The organism is Pseudomonas sp. Sample_23 (genome assembly GCF_004307595.1).
GTDB lineage: Bacteria > Pseudomonadota > Gammaproteobacteria > Pseudomonadales > Pseudomonadaceae > Aquipseudomonas > Aquipseudomonas atacamensis.
On record NZ_RCNX01000048.1, the window covers coordinates 303,278 to 323,119 of the forward strand.

The 19,842-nt window shown below is 59.4% G+C and carries 15 protein-coding genes and 1 pseudogene; 8 read left to right on the forward strand and 8 right to left on the reverse strand.

The window, feature by feature from the left end; translation table 11 throughout:
* Positions 1 to 640 precede the first annotated feature (640 nt).
* Entirely contained in the window at positions 641 to 3,784 is a 3,144-nt protein-coding gene (locus D8U82_RS13870) for a transglycosylase domain-containing protein (protein ID WP_130902359.1), read from the forward strand.
* A gap of 144 nt (positions 3,785 to 3,928) precedes the next feature.
* Here the strand turns inward: D8U82_RS13870 and D8U82_RS13875 are convergent, their stop codons facing one another.
* From D8U82_RS13875 to D8U82_RS13895, 5 genes are all read right to left on the reverse strand, one after another.
* A complete protein-coding gene (locus tag D8U82_RS13875) occupies positions 3,929 to 5,173 on the reverse strand; it encodes a hypothetical protein (protein ID WP_130902360.1) in 1,245 nt (414 codons plus the stop codon).
* A 47-nt stretch (positions 5,174 to 5,220) separates the two neighbouring features.
* Complete coding sequence (locus D8U82_RS13880; protein ID WP_016773366.1) at positions 5,221 to 5,721, reverse strand: CS1 type fimbrial major subunit; 501 nt, start codon at positions 5,719 to 5,721, stop codon at positions 5,221 to 5,223.
* Between the two features lie 33 nt (positions 5,722 to 5,754).
* On the reverse strand, positions 5,755 to 6,498 hold the full coding sequence (locus tag D8U82_RS13885) for a molecular chaperone (RefSeq protein WP_122611907.1): 744 nt from the start codon (positions 6,496 to 6,498) through the stop codon (positions 5,755 to 5,757).
* 119 nt (positions 6,499 to 6,617) lie between these two features.
* Positions 6,618 to 9,140: a CS1-pili formation C-terminal domain-containing protein gene (locus D8U82_RS13890; RefSeq protein WP_130902361.1), complete on the reverse strand. Its 2,523-nt coding sequence runs from the start codon at positions 9,138 to 9,140 to the stop codon at positions 6,618 to 6,620.
* A 111-nt stretch (positions 9,141 to 9,251) separates the two neighbouring features.
* Positions 9,252 to 9,743 carry a CS1 type fimbrial major subunit gene (locus tag D8U82_RS13895; RefSeq protein WP_130902362.1) on the reverse strand — a complete coding sequence of 164 codons (492 nt, stop codon included), beginning with the start codon at positions 9,741 to 9,743 and terminating at the stop codon, positions 9,252 to 9,254.
* 496 nt (positions 9,744 to 10,239) lie between these two features.
* On the opposite strand from D8U82_RS13895, the gene D8U82_RS13900 reads away from it, so the two are divergent.
* From D8U82_RS13900 to D8U82_RS28475, 3 genes and pseudogenes are all read left to right on the forward strand, one after another.
* Positions 10,240 to 10,815 carry a PadR family transcriptional regulator gene (locus tag D8U82_RS13900; protein WP_016773362.1) on the forward strand — a complete coding sequence of 192 codons (576 nt, stop codon included), beginning with the start codon at positions 10,240 to 10,242 and terminating at the stop codon, positions 10,813 to 10,815.
* On the forward strand, positions 10,812 to 11,597 hold the full coding sequence (locus tag D8U82_RS13905; protein WP_130902363.1) for a siderophore-interacting protein: 786 nt from the start codon (positions 10,812 to 10,814) through the stop codon (positions 11,595 to 11,597). The genes D8U82_RS13900 and D8U82_RS13905 overlap by 4 nt, the downstream gene beginning before the upstream one ends.
* 24 nt (positions 11,598 to 11,621) lie before the next feature.
* Positions 11,622 to 11,708, forward strand: a pseudogene (locus tag D8U82_RS28475) (metal ABC transporter ATP-binding protein); the annotation flags it as partial.
* 9 nt (positions 11,709 to 11,717) lie between these two features.
* On the opposite strand, the gene D8U82_RS13910 reads toward D8U82_RS28475, so the two are convergent.
* The gene (locus D8U82_RS13910; RefSeq protein WP_130902364.1) at positions 11,718 to 12,356 is read right to left on the reverse strand and encodes a Pr6Pr family membrane protein; all 639 of its coding nucleotides are present in this window, start codon (positions 12,354 to 12,356) and stop codon (positions 11,718 to 11,720) included.
* A 1-nt stretch (position 12,357) separates the two neighbouring features.
* Positions 12,358 to 12,588, reverse strand: a complete 231-nt coding sequence (locus D8U82_RS13915; protein WP_016773359.1) for a VF530 family protein — start codon at positions 12,586 to 12,588, stop codon at positions 12,358 to 12,360.
* Between the two features lie 299 nt (positions 12,589 to 12,887).
* Between D8U82_RS13915 and D8U82_RS13920 the strand changes: the two genes are divergently transcribed.
* The 4 genes from D8U82_RS13920 (at position 12,888) to D8U82_RS13935 (ending at position 18,000) form a co-directional block, all read left to right on the forward strand.
* Complete coding sequence (locus tag D8U82_RS13920; RefSeq protein ID WP_130902365.1) at positions 12,888 to 14,249, forward strand: carbohydrate porin; 1,362 nt, start codon at positions 12,888 to 12,890, stop codon at positions 14,247 to 14,249.
* Positions 14,250 to 14,466: 217 nt separating this feature from the next.
* Complete coding sequence (locus tag D8U82_RS13925) at positions 14,467 to 16,878, forward strand: glucose/quinate/shikimate family membrane-bound PQQ-dependent dehydrogenase (RefSeq protein WP_073473247.1); 2,412 nt, start codon at positions 14,467 to 14,469, stop codon at positions 16,876 to 16,878.
* A gap of 301 nt (positions 16,879 to 17,179) precedes the next feature.
* Positions 17,180 to 17,635 carry a hypothetical protein gene (locus D8U82_RS13930; RefSeq protein ID WP_125925667.1) on the forward strand — a complete coding sequence of 152 codons (456 nt, stop codon included), beginning with the start codon at positions 17,180 to 17,182 and terminating at the stop codon, positions 17,633 to 17,635.
* A complete protein-coding gene (locus D8U82_RS13935) occupies positions 17,623 to 18,000 on the forward strand; it encodes a hypothetical protein (RefSeq protein ID WP_125925668.1) in 378 nt (125 codons plus the stop codon). The genes D8U82_RS13930 and D8U82_RS13935 overlap by 13 nt, the downstream gene beginning before the upstream one ends.
* Before the next feature lie 475 nt (positions 18,001 to 18,475).
* Here D8U82_RS13935 and D8U82_RS13940 read toward each other — a convergent pair whose 3' ends face one another.
* On the reverse strand, positions 18,476 to 19,645 hold the full coding sequence (locus D8U82_RS13940) for an ATP-binding protein (protein ID WP_130902366.1): 1,170 nt from the start codon (positions 19,643 to 19,645) through the stop codon (positions 18,476 to 18,478).
* Between the last annotated feature and the right edge of the window lie 197 nt (positions 19,646 to 19,842).

Here is a 19,842-nt window from a genome sequence, read left to right on the forward strand (position 1 = left end):
CAGGTTTTGGGGCTGCTTTGCAGCCCAGCGGGGATGAATCCCCTCGCCACAGGGAATCCCCGCTCGGCTGCGAAGCAGGCGCAATTTCCTCACATGCGGTGGGCCTGTAGAAACTGTGGTGGCAGGTTTTGGGGCTGCTTTGCAGCCCAGCGGGGATGAATCCCCTCGCCACAGGGAATCCCTGCAAGACTGATAAATCTGCTAGCCACAGGAATCCTTTCCTCAACACAGACAACATCCCGGGATGTGAACAGTATCTTTGTGGTGAGGGGATTTATCCCCGCTCGGCTGCGCAGCAGTCGCCATTTGCTCACACGCGGTGTGCCTGTAGAAACCGTGTTGGCAGGTTTTGGGGCTGCTTTGCAGCCCAGCGGGGATGAATCCCCTCGCCACAGGGAGTCCCCGCTCGGCTGCGCAGCAGGCGCAACTTTCTTACACGCGGTGTGCCTGTAGAAACCGTGGTGGCAGGTTTTGGTGCCGCTTCGCGGCCCAGCGGGGATGAATCCCCTCGCCACAGTGTTTGTTCCAGTTTTATTCAGACAAAGCGCCGGCTCCGCTCTTCACATTTTTTTCACCGGCTTCAACCACCGTCTAAGCTTCAGACAAGTCCGATCAATCTGCGTGAATGGATCAGTCGACTATGGGCGCTTTGTGGCAAACCGATTCGAGTAAAACCGTGGTTCAGACTGAAAGTGTGAATGAAGCGCCTGTCCCTGAAAAACCCCGTCGCAACCGGCACGGGTGGAAGGCTTTCTGGTTGCTGTTTTTGATCATTGCGGTGGTGGTGGGACTCGCTGCGTCCAAGGAAATGCGCACCTCGCGCTTTCAGGCGCGGGAGCTGAGCCAGTACGCCGCCTCGCTGACCTACAAACTTGAACCCGGCCCCAGCGAAGCGATTCGTTATCCGGGCAACGGCCCATTCGATCTGCGCCTGGGTTACAGCTCCCTGGACGAATTCCTGCCACGCCTGCTCAAGCGCAATTACGTGATCACCGAGCAAACGCGCTTCTCCCCCGCCCTGCTCGGTTACACCGACAAAGGCCTGTTCGTGCCGTATTCGGAAAAAATTCAGGCCGGGCTGTCGATCACCGATTGCCGAGGCGCGCCGCTGTATCGATACAACTATCCGCAGCAACTGTATGCCGACTTCGCGGCGATTCCGCCGGTGGTGGTCAGCAGCCTGCTGTTCATCGAAAACCGCTTTCTCCTCGATCCGAAACAACCGCTGGCCAACCCGGCCGTGGACTGGCCGCGCTTCGGCATGGCCGCGTGGTCGCAAGTGGCGAAACTGCTGCGCCTGCCCGGGCAATCGGCCGGCGGCAGTACCCTGGCAACGCAACTGGAAAAGTATCGCCACTCGCCCGATGGCCTGACCGTGTCCGGCGCGGAGAAGATCCGCCAGATGATTTCCGCCAGCGTGCGCGCCTACCAGGATGGCCCAGAGACTCTAGGTTCGCGGCAGAACATCGTGCGTGACTATCTCAACAGCGTGCCGCTCTCGGCGGTACCTGGCCACGGTGAAGTGCACGGCATGGCCGAAGGTTTGCGAGTCTGGTACGGCAGTGATTTCAACAAGGCCAACGAGCAACTGAACAGCCCGAAGACCGATCCGCAGACCATGGCCGCCAAAGGCCTGGCCTTGCGTGAAATGCTTTCGCTGATGATCGCCCAGCGCCGTCCTTCGCATTACCTGACCAAGGGCCGCGAGGAATTGGCCAGCCTCACCGACAGCCACCTGCGCCTGCTCAAGCAGAACGGTGTGATCGACAGCGCTCTGGCCGACGCCGCGCTGGCAAGCACCGTGTCCTACCGTGACTGGCAGACCCAGCCAACGATGCAGCCGATTGAAACCAACAAGGGCATCAGTGTTGCCCGCAGCCGCCTGGCGAGCATGCTCAACCGGCCGCTTTACGACCTCGATCGTCTCGACCTGTCAGCCACCAGCACCCTGCAGGGCGATCTGCAAACCCAGGCCACGGCTTATCTGAAAAAACTCGCCGATCCGGCCTACGCAGCAGAGATCGGCCTGCTCGGTGAACGCCTGCTGACGCCGACCAGCACCACGCAAGTGCGCTACAGCTTCACCCTGTTCGAACTGACCCCGGACGGCTCGCGCGTACGCGTGCAGACCGACAGCACCGATCAGCCGTTCGACATCAACGAAGGCAGCAAGCTCGAACTCGGCTCCACGGCGAAAATGCGTGTGCTGACCACGTACCTGCAAATCGTCGCCGAGCTGCACGAAAAATACGGCGCGATGGGCGGGCCAGAACTGAAGAAAGTCGAAGTGCCGGATCAGGACCGCCTCAGCCGCTGGGTCATCGACTACCTGATCCAGAACAAGGATCACGATCTGTCGAAGCTGCTCGGCGCCGCGCTGGATCGCAAATATTCGGCCAGCCCCGGCGAAGCGTTTTTCACTGGCGGCGGCCTGCACAGATTCAACAACTTCCGCAAAGAGGACAACGGTCGCCTGCCGACTCTGCGCGATTCACTGCGCGAGTCGATCAACCTGCCGTTCATTCGGCTGATGCGCGACATCGTCCGTTACACCACCTACTCAGGCCCCAATGGCGAATTGCTCAAGGATGACCGCGACCCCCGCCGCCAGGAATACCTGGCCAGTTTCGCCGACCGCGAAGGCACCTCGTTCCTGCTCAAGTTCTGGAAGAAGTACAAGAACAAGGACACCCAGGCGCGCCTGGAAACCTTCCTCGACAGCATCCGCCCGACGCCGATTCGCATGGCGGCGGTGCACCGTTATCTGTTGCCGGATGCCAGCCAGGAAGACTTCAACAGCTTTGTTCGCGCCCACCTCAAAGGCGCCAAACTCAAGGAGAAACTCACCGATGACCGCCTGATCCGCCTCTACGATGCCTATGGGCCCGGCAGTTACGATTTGCCTGATCAGGGCTTCATCGCCAAGGTGCATCCGCTGGATCTGTGGATGATGGGTTATCTGCTGCATCACCCGGAAGCTACCTTCAGCGAGATCGTCAAGGCCAGCCATTTCGAGCGCCAGGAAGTCTACAGCTGGCTGTTCAAGAGCCGGCACAAAGGCGCGCGCGACAGCCGCATTCGCACCATGCTCGAGATCGAAGCGTTCCTCGACATTCATCAGCGCTGGCAAAAAGTCGGCTACCCGTTCGATCACCTGGTGCCGTCACTGGCCACCGCCATCGGCAGTTCCGGCGACCGTCCCGCCGCGCTCGCCGAGCTGATCGGCACCATTCTCAATGACGGCGTACGCATGCCGACGCTGCGCATCGACAGCCTGCATTTCGCCGCCGATACGCCGTACGAAACCAGACTGGTCAACGACCCGCACGTGGGTAAACGCGTGATGCCGGTGGAAGTGGCCCGGGCCATGCGCGAGGCGTTGTCGCAAGTGGTCGATGCCGGTACCGCCAAACGGTTGTCGGGCAGTTTCAAACTGCCCGACGGCACGCCGCTGGCCATGGGTGGCAAGACCGGCACCGGCGACAACCGCATTGCGGCGATCGGCTCCAGCGGGCGGATCATCAGTTCGAAGTCGATCAACCGCACGGCGACCTTCGTGTTCTACATCGGCGATCACCATTTCGGCACGCTTACCGCGTTCGTCCCGGGGCGCTCGGCGGAGAACTTCAAGTTCACCTCGGCCCTGCCCACGCAAGTGCTCAAAGGCATGGCGCCGATTCTCACGCCGTATCTGCAACCGGGCAGTGACTCGCAATGTCGTCCGGCGGAAAATCCACCCGTGGTTACCACCGGGCCGGCGCAGTTGGCAATCCTGTCCGGATGACAGCGCATTACTGCTCTTGCTTCTGTCGCAAAGACCGCGAGGAGTCCTGCCAGGCTGGCCCCGTGCAGCCGCGCAAGACGCTGGGGCCCGATCGAGCGTCTGAACGCAGCCAGACTCACATGGGCTGCTTGACCGGAATCGCGCTTAACCTACCTCTGAATCCCAGATCACCGTGACATTGCCCGAATAGGTGCGCGCTTCCCCTTCCCTGATCATTCTTTCCACCGCATCGCGGGCCACTTCGAAATGCAGCGTGCCCACCTTGCGGTCCAGATAAAAGCTCGGCTGAAACAACTCGGTGCCCGTGCCATCGATCAGCAATCGCCGGCGATTGACCGCTTGTCCGGCGCCATCGGTCAGCCCGTTGGGCAGGCTGACGCTGACTTCCAGTGGTACCACATGGCCGGTGCCCGAATCCCGTATCAAGCAGTCGTTGCCGAAGACGTACTGGCACTCGATGTTCATCTTGAAGCGGCTCGAGGCCGAGATATTGAACGTCTGGTCACGCATCAGCCGGGTCGGCTTGCGGCCCTCGTTCAGCCACGACTGCCAACCGCCCACCGGTTGCAGCGCCACGCGGTTGCCGCCGGGAGGAATATCGACCTTCATGGTGTGCGTAACCCTCAAATTGAAATTGAGGGTCAGAATCGAGTCGTTCGGGATCATCACATCGCCCATGTCGAAATCCATGTTCGGACCGACGGTGTAGGTAATGGCACCGGTGTAGTCGCCAGCATCCATTTTCAGCGGATCCGGCGTGCGCAGTTCGTAGGCAAAGACGAAATATTGATAGCTCATGCCAAGCGGGATATCGAACAGAGCTTTCTTGGCGCAGACCCCCGCCCCTTCCGGAACTCTCCAGAAGCTGTTGTAACCATGATATCCCGCTGTATGGGTACCGACACTCAGACATGGTGGCGGAGCGTAGACCCAGCCGCCGCCCTCCCACAAGTCATCCCACCAGCCGCCTCCGGTCAGCTCGACGACCGACAACGGGAAGCCCGCCTCGTGACCAACACCGGCGATTCTCACCTCGACAACGTGGCTATCACCGGCAGCGTTGGTCACCGAAACAGTCCTCCAGTCGGACGGCACTTTGGCCATGCCACCCTGGCGCGGATCGGCGTGGTTGGCCTGAATCGGTGCATTGGCGGCGAACGGAATTTGCGCGATCAGGCTGAACAGCCCCAAAGACTCGCACGTTGCCGGTACCTGACGGCAGAACCCCTGGGATGGGGTCTGATTCTTGAACTGATTTTTTTGCGGATTGGCAAAGTCCGGCTCGAAGGTGGCATCAATGTTGTGCACTTCGGCCACTGCCGCAGCGCTGAACAACGTCAACAGCAATCCGATCCATGGGCGGATGCCCGGGGCGCTAGAAAAAATCATGGGTGGTCTCCAGAAAATACTTCGATACCAGCATTGCGCGAGCCATCTCACTCGCCGGGCGCTCGGGCACTGAACAGCAACAGCACGTTGCCGGCGTAATCCCCGGGGCGGTAGCCGCCCTCCGGGCTGATCGGGTCGATCTGCAGCAGCACCCGTGTCCCCGCAGCGGCCTCGGCCTGCGACACCACCTCGCGCGGCGCCATCTCGGCGCTCAGCTCCACCTTGTTAAAGGTCACGCGCAGACTGATATCGTCTGCCGGCCGACCGTTCGAAAGGTAGGGCGCGGACTCCAGCCGCGCTTCAATCGCACTGGTGTCGTGACGCACATCAAAGTACTTGCGCACACTGCTCAGGCTTGAGGTCGAGTGATTCCAGTCGAGCCGCTGCGGTCGGTGAATCCAGTCCGGCACCGCGGGAATGATGTAGAACGATCGGTTCGGCACTTCCACTGTCACTTCGAACGTGTGTGCTTCCCGAGCCGCCCAGGCCGCATCGCTGGCCAGAGCCGCCGCGGCTATCAGCGCGACGACGGTGCATTGCTTGATCATGTTGGTTACCCGTTGCGTCAATGAAAAGCAGACCTAGCGGCTGCTGACCGTCAGGTTCTTCTTCTCGCTGCCTTCGATCAGGAAGAAGCGGTACCCACGGCCCTTCTCCTTGTCGAAAGCGAACGTCTTGCCCGCCAGCACATGGTGTTTGGTGGTCACACCGCAGTCGGTTTCGTCGCTCAACGAGCAGTCTCTGAACTCGTCGACAATCACCACGGTGTTGCCGTCATTGCGCAGTTCGTAGCGGCTGTCGGTTTCATTGATCGTCGTGGCAAACCGGGTTTCCCTGGGCCGTACGAAGAACACCGTGCCGAAACCGGTCATCACGTTGACCCCGGCCGTCAGTGCCTTTTTGTAGTCTTCCCGTTCTTCCTGGCTGACAGCGAACTCGTCTTCCTTTTCCGGCACCACCGGCACGAAGCGCACGCGGAAGTAACGCTCGCGATCGCGTTCACCCATGTACAGCAAGCGGGTGCCCTGCATGCCCTCGGCCGGGACGATCAGCCGCGCCGGGCTGGCCATCAGGCCGTTGCGCGAAGCGCCGTCGGCAGCGTTCTCAACCGGGATTTCCTTCGGCGTGCCGTCGGCGTCGTAGACAATCTCCAGAACGTTTACCTTGACGAACGCGGTGGCATCCCCGCTGTTGAACACCCGTTTCAGATAGGTGCTCTTGTCGCCATCCATATAGTCGTACACCGTACCGACATTGATCTGCGGCCCGGCCTGCGCCGTCAGGCAAAACACGCTGAGCACGCCCAGCAAAAAACCACGGTTCATCACTTCAACTCCATGAAAAAAGGAACAAGGCGCCGGCGTGCACGTTCATACGTCGGCTTCCCGGATAGCGCTGATATTGCTGGTGCGCGTGTCGCCCAAATGTGGACCTGGTCATCGGTTCAGCCCGCCTTCTGCGCGGTGACACCGACGTCGGCCACGGTGTCTGGCGTGCAGCGCAGATCGCCTATCATCAGGACGTTGTTTTCACTGCGGTACTGGTTGGCATCGAGGCGGAACTGACACAGCAAGCGATTATCGCGACGGATTTCGAGGGTCGGCGAACCGGCGTTCATCTCCATTGAAAAGAACCCGTCGACCTCGGTGACGCCACGGCTGGCATGGTTGATCACATGATGGCCCTTGAGCGGCCGCCCTGCTTCATCGATCAGGCGACCGAGCACTGTCAGGGTTTTCATCACACGGATCTTGCGATACTCCACCCCGCCCTTGTTCAGGTGATAGCGAGTGCGCGCCGGCTCGATGGTCGCTGCGGGCACGTTGTTGCCCTCGAAGTCGAAGCTCACGGAGCTGTTCTGATAGGCCGTGATCGGGATGAAATTGCGCCCCGGCTTCAAGGCAGCGCTGCTCCCGCTATAGTCGTCGGCACGCAGGACGATGTCGTCGATGTCCGATTCGACATCGACGATCATCCCGGCGCCGCGCACTTCGCTGTGATTGGTCATGAGCATCTGCTCGCCACCGACCACCAGCGTGCTGTCGAGGTTGAGGCCGCCGGTGAAATTGCCGTTGTAGGACGAGCGTTGAATAAAGCCATCGCCGTTGACCGCATCGGTGCGGAAATTGGCCAGGCTCGACATGCCGAGGCCGTAGGTATCGGTGAGCGCCGTGACCGAGACGCTTTGCAGCACGTGATCCTTGAAATCCTTGCGCCAGCCGAGCGAGGCGTTGTTGTCGCGCTTGCCATCACGGGCGGTGCGTGAGCCGATGCTGCCGGTGAGCTGTTGACCGGGCGCGCCGAGCGCCAGATTGATGCTCAGATCGATCCCGCGATTGCGCGCATCGCCGCTGCTGAAACTGCCCGGACGATCAAAGACCGACAGGCGCCAACTGGCATCACTGCCCAGCAGCACCGTGCGCTGGGTCCAACCCAGATCCAGGCCCATGCCTTCGACATTGCCTTCGCTGTGCGAAACCCGGGCATTGACCGAACTCTTGCTGCTCACCCGATGATTGAGCGCCAGCGATGAATTGCTGGTCTGGCCGACGAACACGTTACGCGGACGAACGCGTGTGCCGTCGGGCAGCGTTTCGTAGGTGTTGGTGGTGTCGAGCCAGCTGCGGTTGTGGCTGATCACCAGACTGCCCGCGCCGTAGTTGTAAAGGCTTTGCAGATCCAGACCGGTGCCGTAATCCTCGGTCTTGTAGACATTGGCATACAGGCTGAGGTGGTTGGCCAGCGTCCAGTCGATGGATGTGCCGTACTGCAGCTTTTCGCGAATCTGCCGCGCCGAAGCGCCGAGAATCACCCGCGGATGCAACAGATAGTTGAGCGATGCACCGGCGGTCGGGCTGCCACTGCTTTGCTTGTCCCAGTTACTCAACAGTTTGCTTTCTTCGCCGGCAAATACGTTGTAGCGCCAGCGCTCATCGAGGTTGCGCCAGTTGCTCGGCTTGTAGACCAGTTCCTGCGTGGTGGAGGTGATCTGGCCGTCCTCGATCAGGCGAACCTCCACCTCGTAAATGCCACCCGGCAGCGGCCGCGTATCGAGCGACTGCAGACCGGCGGGCACCGATTGCGTGTTGATCAGCAAACCATTGCGCCAGATTTCCACCGCCCCCTGACGATTGGCGGTCACGTAGATCGGATACACGCTCGGCATCGGCGTGTTGATCGCCAGGCTGTCGGAGCTGCCATACATGAGGCCTACAGCGGTGTCGGGGCTGGTGCCGAACGTGCGCGGCTGACGCATCAGCCCTTCGGAATTGGGGGTGAAATAGCCCAGGCGAAAGAAACTGCCTTGCAGTTCGCGCTGGGTGTGCAGTTCATGCACGGCGTGATACAGCTTGGTATCAGGACCGCCGAGCCGGGCCATTTGCAGGTTGAGGGTCTGGCTCCAGTTGCCCAGACTGGAACTGGCTTCCAGGCCGAAGCGCCCACCCAGATCCTGATCCTGGCCGCCATTGAGATTGAGTTGATTGCGCACCATCAGGCCACGACTGCCGCCGTCGGGTTGCTCGTAATAACGCTTGGCCTGAACATCGCGCTCGGCATTTTCAGTGAGGATCGAAACCAGCGAACTTTGCAGGTTGTAGTGCACCGCCAGAAACTGATCGGGACACGAACCGCTGCACGCGCCCAGAGGCACACCGGGTTTGAGGTAGGTCGCCCACTTTTCCCGCTCGGCCGGGCCAAAGCGGTTTTCGCTGGTATCGGTGAATTCGAGAAGCGTGATGCGGTCATCTCGCGACAGCACCACCATGGCTTCGCCCAGCGGCTGCTGATCGACTTCGACCCGCACCGCCAGCGGTACATCGAAAAAATGCTCCTCGAAATCCGCCGGCAAGCCTTTGGCCTGCGCCAGCAAACTGCGTGGCGTGGTACCGGTGGCGTCGGAAGCCATGACTGCGCTGGCACAGAACAACAGCGCAAGCGCAGCCGCGATGGGTGTCATCGGGAACATGAACTCGTACTCTGATTTTCAGACAATGAAAGTCCGTCGGGGCAAACACGGATGTTTGCCCCGTCGGTCAAACCCACGGCGAAGGTGGGCGTCTAGCAGGCGATCATGCGATCAGCGCGAACCGACCGGAGGTACCGCATCGAAAACCATTGCAATAGTTCCGGTGTAATCACCCGGCGCGTATGTGGAGCTGGCACGCGGAGCGATTTTCAGCAATGCGCGGTAGCTACTGTCGGATTCATCTTCACCCACAACCATTTGTGGCACTTGGGTAAGAATCTTGCCGTTGAATTCAACGTCCAGGGCAATCTGATCGACACCCGATTGCAGCATAGGGATGCCATTGAGGCTGGCGTGAACGGAGCCGTCAGTGTTACGTACGTCGAAGTAACCTTTGACCTCGGTCATTTTGCCGGTGGCAGGGTTGTAGCTCATGTCCTGGTCCTTGTTGACCAGATCAGGGTCGACCGGCACCACAAAGAAGCTGGTGGTTGGCACTGTGGCGACAAGACTGATGGAGTGCGACGCCTCGCCCGCAGCGAAGGCAGTGGAGGACATTGCCAGAAGAGCCAGTGGAGCAGCGATTGCGATTTTCTTGAACATCGTTCAGTACCTGTTTGCTTTATATAAGGGGGTGTCATTGAAAGTTCATAAACCTTTTGCTCGTCGACCGCTGAAGCAACTTGAACTTTCAATGCCCGGCATCATCGACTGTTGCCTCTGGAATGTAAGCAGGCAACTTCCGACAAACTCGTAGTTAAACAACCCCACACCCCGCCAGAAAAAAGAACAAAAAACAGATACTTGCAACATTCGCTGTAAGTTGCGCCCTACACACAGTTACAGGCAAAAAACCATACAGCAACTTAGCCGCTTTAACGCGGCAACTTGCGATAAATTAGAATATATACTCAAGCACAACTAGAGCGATAACTTTAACTTTAAGGTCACCCCTTTTTATTTTTTGATCGGGAAGAGTTTTGTGGCTTTTTTCACGCCGACCGCTCGTCCGTCGAGCGGCGCCAGAGGCTAAAAACGTCTTGCACAGCGCTTAAGATATATCTTAAGTTGTATCTAAACACGACGAGAGAGAAGCGAAATGAGAGACCATCATTCCCCCCACCGCGAGCATGGCGATGGCCGCGACGGCTTCGAGAAGCGCCCCGGTCGCGAACGCGGCGGCCGCGGCCCGCGAGTCTTTGCCCCCGGCGACTTGAAATTGCTGTTGCTGGCGCTGATCGCCGAGCAGCCCTGCCACGGTTACGACCTGATCCGCCAGATCGAAGGCATGTTCGACGGCGCCTACAGCCCCAGCCCCGGGGTGATCTACCCGACCCTGACCTTTCTGGAAGAAAGCGACCTGATCGCCGGTGATGCCGAGGCCGGCAAAAAGCGTTACAGCGTCACCGACGCCGGTCGTTTGTCTTTAAGTGAACAAGCGGTGGCGCTCGACGGCGTCCGCATGCGCATCGACGTCAGCAAGCGCTCGCTGCGCGGCCATGATCGCCCGCCGGAAATCCACGAAGCGGTGCACAACCTGCGCCATGCCTTGCAGCTGCACCACGGGCGCTGGAGCGCCGAGGAAATCCTGCGCGTGCGCGACCTGCTCAACGACACCGCCAAAGCCATCGTCGACGGCCCTGCCGTTCAACCTGCCACGGAGAAAGCCGAATGACTGCAGTCGATAACCAAACCATTCACCGCGTGATGCACGAAATCAAACGGCGCAAGCTTGAAGTGCTGCGCGTCGCCGACCTGACCCCGCGCATGCGCCGCATCACCCTCGGCGGGCCGGAACTGGCCGGGTTCATCAGCCTGGGCACGGACGATCACGTCAAACTGCTGTTCCCGCAGAACGCCGAACAGGCCGCCGCGCTGGAAACCCTGCAACTCGGCGCCGGCAAGGACAACGGACCGATGCCCGAGATGCGCGACTACACGCCGCGTCGTTACGATCTGGAAAAAATGGAGCTGGACATCGATTTCGTCCTGCACGGCGACGGCCCTGCCTCGACTTGGGCCGAGCAGGCGCAACCGGGGCAGTTCCTGCATATCGGCGGGCCGCGCGGTTCGATGATCGTGCCGGACATCTTCGACAGCTACCTGCTGATCGGCGACGAAACCGCCCTCCCCGCCATCGCCCGCCGCCTCGAAGGTCTGGCGGCAAATCGCCGGGCGCTGGTGGTGATCGAAGTGGAAAACGGTGCCGAGCAGCAAGTGCTGCAAAGCGCGGCGCAGTTCAATGTGATCTGGGTGCTGCGCGAAGGTGGCAAGGACAACCTGCTCACGACGGTCAAACAACTGCAGGTGCCCAAGGGCAATCTTTACGCGTGGGTGGCCACCGAGACCAAGGTCTCGCGGCAGATCCGCCGGGTGCTGATCGATGAGCATGGGCTCGATGAACAGTTCATCAAGGCTGTCGGCTACTGGCGCGCCGAGGGCTCTGACGAGGAGTGATTTTCCTCTGACCACAATTCCCCTGTGGGAGCGAGCTTGCTCGCGGAAGCGGTGTGTCAGTTAACATCCATGCAAACTGATACACCGCATTCGCGAGCAAGCTCGCTCCCACATTGAATATCAACTTCGTGCGGACAATCTGCGGTCGAGACCGATAATCAGCAACCCCACCAACACAAACCCCACCAATATCCCCCCGGCATTCGCCAGCACCTGTGGATATCCCAACACCGCCACATCAATGAACGGATACGCATAGGCGCCGAGCAGATGCCCGCGCAGCAAGGCGTAGATGAAATAAACCAGCGGATAGGTCAGCCACAGCGGCAAGTGCCAGAGGCGCAACGTGCCTTTGGGGACGCAGCACCACCAATAGCCGAGAAACAGCAATGGCATGACGTCGTGGAGCAATTCGTCGGCAACAAACTGCCAGCCTTCGGGGTGCCACAAGTGCCGCAGCAGGATGCTGTAGGCCAGACCGACGACGGCGATGCTCACCGCGATCCCGCTGCTGACCCACGGTTGCAGAAACCAGCGCCGCGCGGCGGATTCGCGCTCGGTGACCGCGCAGGTCAGCACCGTCGCCACCAGGGTGTTGGTCAATATGGTGAAGTAGCTGAAGAAACTCACCAGCCCGCCCAGCAGGCTGGCGCCGATGCTCAATCGTGCGAAGAAGATCAGGTACAGCTGAATTGCCAGCCCCGCCCAGCCCATCACGGCCAGGCCGGTGATCAGGCGTCGGCGCCTCACGCTGTCCATCTCAGAGCGGTCGCTTGGTGCGCATCAGCTTCACGTACAGGCGCTCGACCTTTTCCCGCGCCCACGGGGTTTTACGCAGGAAGGTCAGGCTCGACTTGATGCTCGGATCGCTTTTGAAGCAGCGGATGTCGATACGCTCGGCCAGACCCGACCACTCGTAGTGAGTCACCAGTGCGTTGAGGATCTGTTCGAGGGTCACGCCGTGCAGCGGATCGGGGGATTGTTCGTTCATGCCGGGCCTTTGGGCGAAGTGATATGCAGAAGCCGCGCACCTTAGCCGAGGGGCAGAGCAGGTGGAAGGCCTTCCTGCAAATGTAGGCCAACCCGGGAAGATCGCAGGCTGTGGCCCGACTCACAATGCGCCCGTTTGCCGCACTGTTACCGAATCCGAAACGCTGCATGTCTGCAAAAGCGCTTTCTCAATTTGTTACAGATCATTATCCTGCCGCCCTTCCGCTGAAACGCTTCACTGGCTGCGACAATCTGAAGCGCTCGGCCTGCACTCGAAAAACATCAAAAAAAGACTTCTTCATGCCTGACTTTTGCTTCTCCCGAGACAGCGCTATCTCTGCCCTGCGCACCCTTGGCGGCTGCACCGCCCTTGGCTTGGTGACCTGTGCCCACGCGGCGCCGGCCTTCGACAGTGAATCACCGTACATGCTCGGTGACTGGAACGGCACGCGCACAGAACTTGCGGAAAAAGGCTACGACTTCAAACTCGATTACACCGGCGAAATGGGCAGCAACCTGCACGGCGGTTACGACCACGACCGCACTGCCCGCTACAGCGACCAGTTCGGCCTCGGCACCCATCTGGATCTGCAGAAGATCCTCGGTTGGAACGACGCCGAATTTCAACTGACCATCACCAAACGCAGCGGCAACAACATCAGCAACGACCGCATCAACGATCCACGCGTTGGCGGCTTCACTTCCGCCCAGGAAGTCTGGGGCCGTGGCCAGACCACGCGCCTGACGCAGATGTGGTACCAGCAGAAATTCTTCGATCAGAAACTCGACATCAAGGTCGGCCGCTTCGGCGAAGGCGAAGACTTCAACAGCTTCCCTTGTGACTTCCAGAACCTCGCTTTCTGCGGCTCGCAGGTCGGCAACTGGGTCGGCGGCATCTGGTACAACTGGCCGGTCAGCCAGTGGGCGCTGCGGGTCAAATATCACCTGACGCCCGAGCTGTATGCGCAGATCGGCGCCTACGAGCAGAACCCGTCGAACCTCGATCGCGGCAACGGTTTCAAACTCAGCGGCAGCGGCACCCAGGGCGCGATCCTGCCGGTCGAACTGGTGTGGACGCCGAAGCTCAACGGCCTGCCGGGCGAATACCGCGCCGGTTACTACTACAGCAATGCCAAGGCTTCTGACGTATATAAAGACCGCAATGACCAACCGGCAGCGCTGAGCGGCGAAGCCTACCGCAGCGCGTCGAGCAAGCACGGCGTATGGCTGGGCGTGCAGCAGCAGGTCACCAGCATCGCCAGCGACCACTCGCGCGGTTTGAGCCTGTTCGCCAACGCGACGATGCATGACAAGAAAACCAACGCCATCGACAACTACGTGCAGGCCGGCCTGACCTACAAAGGTCCGTTCGATGCCCGCGCCAAGGACGACATCGGTTTTGCCCTCGCTCGTGTGCACGTCAACCCGGCCTATCGCAAGAACGCCGAAATGACTAACCGCGCCAATGCTGTCTACGACTACGACAATCCGGCGTTCCTGCCACCGCAGGACACCGAATACAGCGCCGAGCTGTATTACGGCGTGCACGTGACCAACTGGCTGACCGTACGCCCGAACCTGCAATACATCCGCCACCCCGGTGGCGTGAACGACGTCGACGACGCCCTGATCGGCGGGATCAAGATCCAGTCGTCGTTCTAAAGATCACAGCTAATCCCTGTGGGAGCGAGCCTGCTCGCGAAGGCGGCCTGTCAGTCGCTGCAGTGTTGCCTGATACACCGCTTTCGCGAGCAGGCTCGCTCCCACAGGAATGCATTTCGTTAGCCGAACAAGTTTTTATCTGAACCATGCCTGCGCCAAATCGTCATCTAAAGTGACTACAGCGCGGGACTACATAAACGTCACGGAGAATCACACTATGAGCACCGAAAGTGCTTCGAGTCGGGGCCGTCTGCTACCGGGCCTGCTCGGCATCCTGCTTCTACTGATGGGCCTGGCCATGCTGGCCGGGGGAGTCAAGCTGAGCATGCTCGGCGGCTCGCTTTACTATCTGCTGGCCGGTATCGGCATCGCGCTGAGCGGCATCCTGCTGCTGATGCGCCGCCGCGCGGCGCTGGGCCTGTACGCCATCGTGCTGTTTGCCAGCACGGTGTGGGCATTGTGGGAAGTCGGTCTGGACTGGTGGCAACTGGTGCCGCGTCTGGCGCTGTGGTTTGTCCTCGGTTTCGTGATGCTGCTGCCGTGGTTCCGTCGTCCGCTGCTGCTCAACGGCCCGGCGAAAATCGGCACTGGCGGTCTGACCGTCGCAGTGATCCTGGCCGGCGTTACCGCTCTGGCCAGCCTCTTCACCCACCCGGGCGAGACCTTCGGCGAACTGGGCCGCGACAGCGCGGACATGACCAGCACCGCACCGGCCATGCCGGACGGCGACTGGCAGGCGTACGGTCGCACCGAGTTCGGTGACCGTTACTCGCCGCTCAAGCAGATCACCCCGGAAAACGTCGGCAAGCTGCAGGAAGCCTGGCGGATCCAGACCGGCGACCTGCCAACTGCCGATGACCCGGTCGAGCTGACCAACGAAAACACCCCGCTCAAAGCCAACGGCATGGTCTACGCCTGCACCGCGCACAGCAAAGTGCTGGCGCTGGACCCGGACACCGGCAAGGAAATCTGGCGCTTCGATCCACAGATCAAGAGCCCGGTCGGCTTCAAGGGCTTCGCCCACATGACTTGCCGTGGCGTTTCGTATTACGACGAAGCCGCCTATGCCAAGTCTGAAAACGCCGGTTCCGCTGTCATCTCCGAAGCCGGCCAGGCCGTTGCTCAGGCCTGCCCGCGTCGTCTGTACCTGCCAACCGCTGATGCCCGCCTGATTGCGTTGAACGCCGACACCGGCAAGATCTGCGAAGGCTTCGGCACCAACGGCGTGGTTGACCTGACCCAAGGCATCGGCCCGTTCACCGCTGGTGGCTACTACTCCACCTCGCCAGCGGCGATTACCCGTGATCTGGTGATCATGGGCGGTCACGTCACCGACAACGAATCGACCAACGAGCCATCGGGCGTGATCCGCGCCTTCGACGTGCGCGACGGTCACCTGGTGTGGAACTGGGACAGCGACAAGCCGGACGCCACCGAGCCTCTGGCCCCGGGCGAAACCTACAGCCGCAACTCGGCGAACATGTGGTCGCTGGCCAGCGTCGATGAAAAACTCGGCATGGTCTACCTGCCACTGGGCAACCAGACCCCGGACCAATGGGGCGGCAACCGCACCCCGGGCGCCGAGAAATTCAGCGCCGGCCTCGTTGCCCTGGACCTGGCCACCGGTAAAGTGCGCTGGAACTACCAGTTCACCCACCATGACCTGTGGGATATGGACGTCGGCAGCCAGCCTACCCTGCTCGACATGAAAACCGCCGACGGCGTGAAACCTGCGCTGATCGCCCCGACCAAACAGGGCAGCCTGTACGTCCTCGACCGTCGTGACGGCACGCCGATCATTCCGATCAAGGAAATCCCGGTACCGCAAGGCGCTGTCAAAGGCGACCACACCGCACCGACCCAGGCCCGTTCGGACCTCAACCTGCTGGCCCCGGAACTGACCGAAAAAGCCATGTGGGGCGCCAGCCCGTTCGACCAGATGCTGTGCCGTATCCAATTCAAGGAACTGCGTTACGAAGGCCAATACACCCCGCCATCGGAACAGGGCAGCCTGATCTATCCGGGTAACGTCGGCGTGTTCAACTGGGGCGGCGTCTCGGTCGATCCGGTTCGCCAGCTGCTGTTCACCAGCCCGAACTACATGGCCTTCGTCTCGAAAATGGTCCCACGCGAGCAAGTCGAAGCCGGCAGCAAGCGCGAGAGCGAAACCTCGGGCGTGCAGCCGAACACCGGCGCGCCATACGCGGTGATCATGCACCCGTTCATGTCGCCACTGGGCGTACCGTGCCAGGCCCCGGCCTGGGGCTACGTCGCCGGTATCGACCTGACCACCGGCAAAGTCGTGTGGAAACGCAAGAACGGCACCAGCCGCGACAGCTCGCCAATCCCGATCGGCTTCACCCTCGGCGTACCGAGCATGGGCGGCTCGATGGTTACCGCCGGCGGCGTCGGCTTCCTCAGCGGCACCCTCGACCAGTACCTGCGCGCCTATGACGTGAATACCGGTAAAGAGCTGTGGAAATCGCGCCTGCCAGCAGGCGGCCAAGCGACTCCGATGACCTACACCGGCAAGGACGGCAAGCAATACGTGCTGCTCGTTGTTGGCGGTCACGGCTCGCTGGGCACCAAGATGGGTGACTACATCATTGCGTACAAGCTGCCGGAATAAGCGTTAGCTGGCGGTAATGAAAAGGCGATGTTCCGTGAGGGACATCGCCTTTTTTTGTGAGCGCAACCTGGCAGGCAATGAATAAACCTGTGGAAGCGGTTGTGAACAGGTTCGTCCTGCAGGCGCTGATCAATGCGCCGGAGTTTTCCGACAGGCGGGTCGGTAGCGTTCGGAAAATGCGCTGTGCCTGAATAACTATCGCGAACAAGAATAAAAAACTGTCAGGTATTACAGTTCACAGCGTTCACGCTTTTACCCAGACTTGCCTCTTCATTATTCGGATCATACAGAGGCAGCTCTCATGGCAAACCCAAACGTACCCAACGCCGTCTTCGCGTTCGGCTCTATTGAAACTGATGTCAAAGGCACCATCAGCGGTAATTATCTGGACTTGACCAGCTACAGCACTTCAAGCACATCCATTTCCATCAACGCATTAGGGGGATACGACTTTTCTTTTCGCCACAACGACGGCTTGTCGGGCGCGCGAATCATCTCCATCTCGCTTCGCTACCCGCAGGATCCTTCCCCTTTGCGCTATTCAGAAACGATTGTCATAGATCGAGCCGATCCTCGTCCCTATGAATTTGAAACGACAACTTCTTCAATTATCGCGGTAACCCAAATCAGTAACTTGGTGTACCGATACGACCTCAAAGATTACAAATTTTCCGGCAAAGCACAGCACACGAATGACACGCGGGAACTCACCTGCAATGGATTCTTTGTGGTTCAGGGACTGACGTGGCCGATCTGACAACGCTGGTTGTGGGGACCTTCTGTATGAGCCTTTATTCGAAACTGCGTATCGCCCTGCCGGCTGCCATGTTCGCACTCAGTGCCTGGATCCCTGCGCAGGCTGACAATAACGCAGAGCAGGCAAAAGACTGTAGTGCAGCGCTCAATGAATTGAAATCCATGAACATCACGCCTGGCGCATCCAATTGTCAGACAGGCCAAACGCTACAGTGGCGCGTCGAGGCAACTGCCGAGCAATTTGAGCAGGTCATGGATGTTTGCGAAAAATCCAGACTGGCTGCCTTGTATCGATACAACGAGTCAAGGATCGTCAGTTGCCAATACACCTCAGGCACGAGGAACACTCCGAGCGGAGCGTATTGATAGAGGACTGACGTCTGCCACGGGTTGCAATACATCGAGGCTGCAGGATATCTACTACATACGCAGGTCAAAGCTCCCGAGAATGTCTATGTCGCCGGCGACTGGATCATTAACAACCGCATGGAAAGACATCTTGTAATGATCAGCTTGCGTATCAAAATCAATAGTGAAATTACCGTCCCGGGTATGAGCTTTCTCGAATCCGAATCCTGATCGGGCTATATACGACATCAATACAAACGTTGGTCAGAACCTACATTCACTCCAGGAACCTAGTCAAATTCAGGCCGCCTTCGCGAGCAGGCTCGCTCCCACACAAAATCAAAATCAAAAGATCGCAGCCTTCGGCAGCTCCACAATGAGCGCAAGATCGAGTACTGCCCATGCTCTTGATCCATGCGTACCGGCAGGTAAGCGGGGCAGAACTTTCGGAAAGAATTCGGCGGCTGACTACATAAGGCGCTACCACTGATTTTCATTCGCCACGACGGCGAAGGTATTCCGCGAAAAGAGGAACGGTGAAATCAAGGTAACCATGGTCGGTGCTGTAGATCATACCTTTGGAAATGATATTGGCCCGGGCCGGGCCTAACGATGATTGATCACGCTCCATCACCTTGGCGATACCTGCCATAGGATAGGGGCCGTCACCAAGGGCGGCCATCGCCATCACAAACTGGATCTCGGCTTTGGTAAGCCGGTCATAACGAACCTTGAAGAAGCCGGCATCGAGTCCGGCGATAGTCTCTGGATAAGCGCGTTCGACATCAGCGAGCGTGATCATGGGGCCGGCAGCAACATCCCATGAAGTTGAACCCCATTCCTGCAGAAAAAACGGATAGCCCCTCGTTCGCGCGACAATGACTTGGAGGGCAGCGTCTTCGATCGTCTGCTCCTCCTCCTCGACGGGTTTTCGAACAGCAAGTTTTGCTGCTTCTTCGTCCAGCGCGCCTACAGGCGGGTAGAGGAAAAGTCGCTCTGCATAGGACTTCGCCTCACCAGCCAATTTGGCAACCTGTGGTAGTCCTGCCCCAACCAAAACCACAGGCAACCCGCGCTGGGCCATTCGATGCATCGCAACGATAAGTGCCGACAGATCGCCTTCCGAGAGGTACTGAACCTCGTCGATGAGCAGCACCCATCCCTTGCCAGCGGCTTTAGCGCCCTCGCCAATCACACCGAACAGGTCTGGAAGATCATGTTGCAGATCGCCGCTATCAGCGAGCCCAGGTTCTTCACCCTCAACGCCTACCTCAACGCCACCGATGTCGATTTTAAATATCGAGGCAAAATTGCGCAGGGCGCTCATACCCCGGCTGGCAATTTGCTTTGCTCCTTCGAATCCCGACAGTGAACGCAATACGCGTCGCAGTTCAGGGTAAAGAAGAGTGGAAAGTGTATTTTTCTCCGGAGCTTCGAGCTGGGAAACGAGCATTCCCTCTTGTCTGGCGATATTGCCGATCTCATTCAGGAGTACCGTCTTGCCCACTCCACGAAGGCCAAGGAGCATCAGCGACCGTGCAGGTTTGCCCCTCACTGCTCGGCCGCAGGAAATCCGAGCCATTCCGAGAACAGCATCTCGGCCAGCAAGCTCAGGTGGGGGAAAACCAGCCCCGGGGGCGAACGGATTACGATAGGGATCCATCACAACACCATTTAATAGTTAAAGCTAACCAACACTAGCGTTTTTCGCTATTTATGCACAGACATTGTTAGATTCCAATAGGCACCCGTGCCGACCTGAAGGATCTCGCCACCGCCCAAAGGCCGCCAAGGTTAACAAGGTCAAAAACTTTGCAAACCTGAACACACACGCAGAAACACACCCGCCCCATTGAAACC

Bases quoted from the DNA above. Each gene is read 5' to 3' on its own strand.
- D8U82_RS13870 (WP_130902359.1), top strand. From the start codon at position 641: ATGGGCGCTTTGTGGCAAACCGATTCGAGTAAAACCGTGGTTCAGACT.
- D8U82_RS13875 (WP_130902360.1), bottom strand. From the start codon at position 5,173: ATGATTTTTTCTAGCGCCCCGGGCATCCGCCCATGGATCGGATTGCTG.
- D8U82_RS13880 (WP_016773366.1), bottom strand. From the start codon at position 5,721: ATGATCAAGCAATGCACCGTCGTCGCGCTGATAGCCGCGGCGGCTCTG.
- D8U82_RS13885 (WP_122611907.1), bottom strand. From the start codon at position 6,498: ATGAACCGTGGTTTTTTGCTGGGCGTGCTCAGCGTGTTTTGCCTGACG.
- D8U82_RS13890 (WP_130902361.1), bottom strand. From the start codon at position 9,140: ATGTTCCCGATGACACCCATCGCGGCTGCGCTTGCGCTGTTGTTCTGT.
- D8U82_RS13895 (WP_130902362.1), bottom strand. From the start codon at position 9,743: ATGTTCAAGAAAATCGCAATCGCTGCTCCACTGGCTCTTCTGGCAATG.
- D8U82_RS13900 (WP_016773362.1), top strand. From the start codon at position 10,240: ATGAGAGACCATCATTCCCCCCACCGCGAGCATGGCGATGGCCGCGAC.
- D8U82_RS13905 (WP_130902363.1), top strand. From the start codon at position 10,812: ATGACTGCAGTCGATAACCAAACCATTCACCGCGTGATGCACGAAATC.
- D8U82_RS13910 (WP_130902364.1), bottom strand. From the start codon at position 12,356: ATGGACAGCGTGAGGCGCCGACGCCTGATCACCGGCCTGGCCGTGATG.
- D8U82_RS13915 (WP_016773359.1), bottom strand. From the start codon at position 12,588: ATGAACGAACAATCCCCCGATCCGCTGCACGGCGTGACCCTCGAACAG.
- D8U82_RS13920 (WP_130902365.1), top strand. From the start codon at position 12,888: ATGCCTGACTTTTGCTTCTCCCGAGACAGCGCTATCTCTGCCCTGCGC.
- D8U82_RS13925 (WP_073473247.1), top strand. From the start codon at position 14,467: ATGAGCACCGAAAGTGCTTCGAGTCGGGGCCGTCTGCTACCGGGCCTG.
- D8U82_RS13930 (WP_125925667.1), top strand. From the start codon at position 17,180: ATGGCAAACCCAAACGTACCCAACGCCGTCTTCGCGTTCGGCTCTATT.
- D8U82_RS13940 (WP_130902366.1), bottom strand. From the start codon at position 19,645: ATGGATCCCTATCGTAATCCGTTCGCCCCCGGGGCTGGTTTTCCCCCA.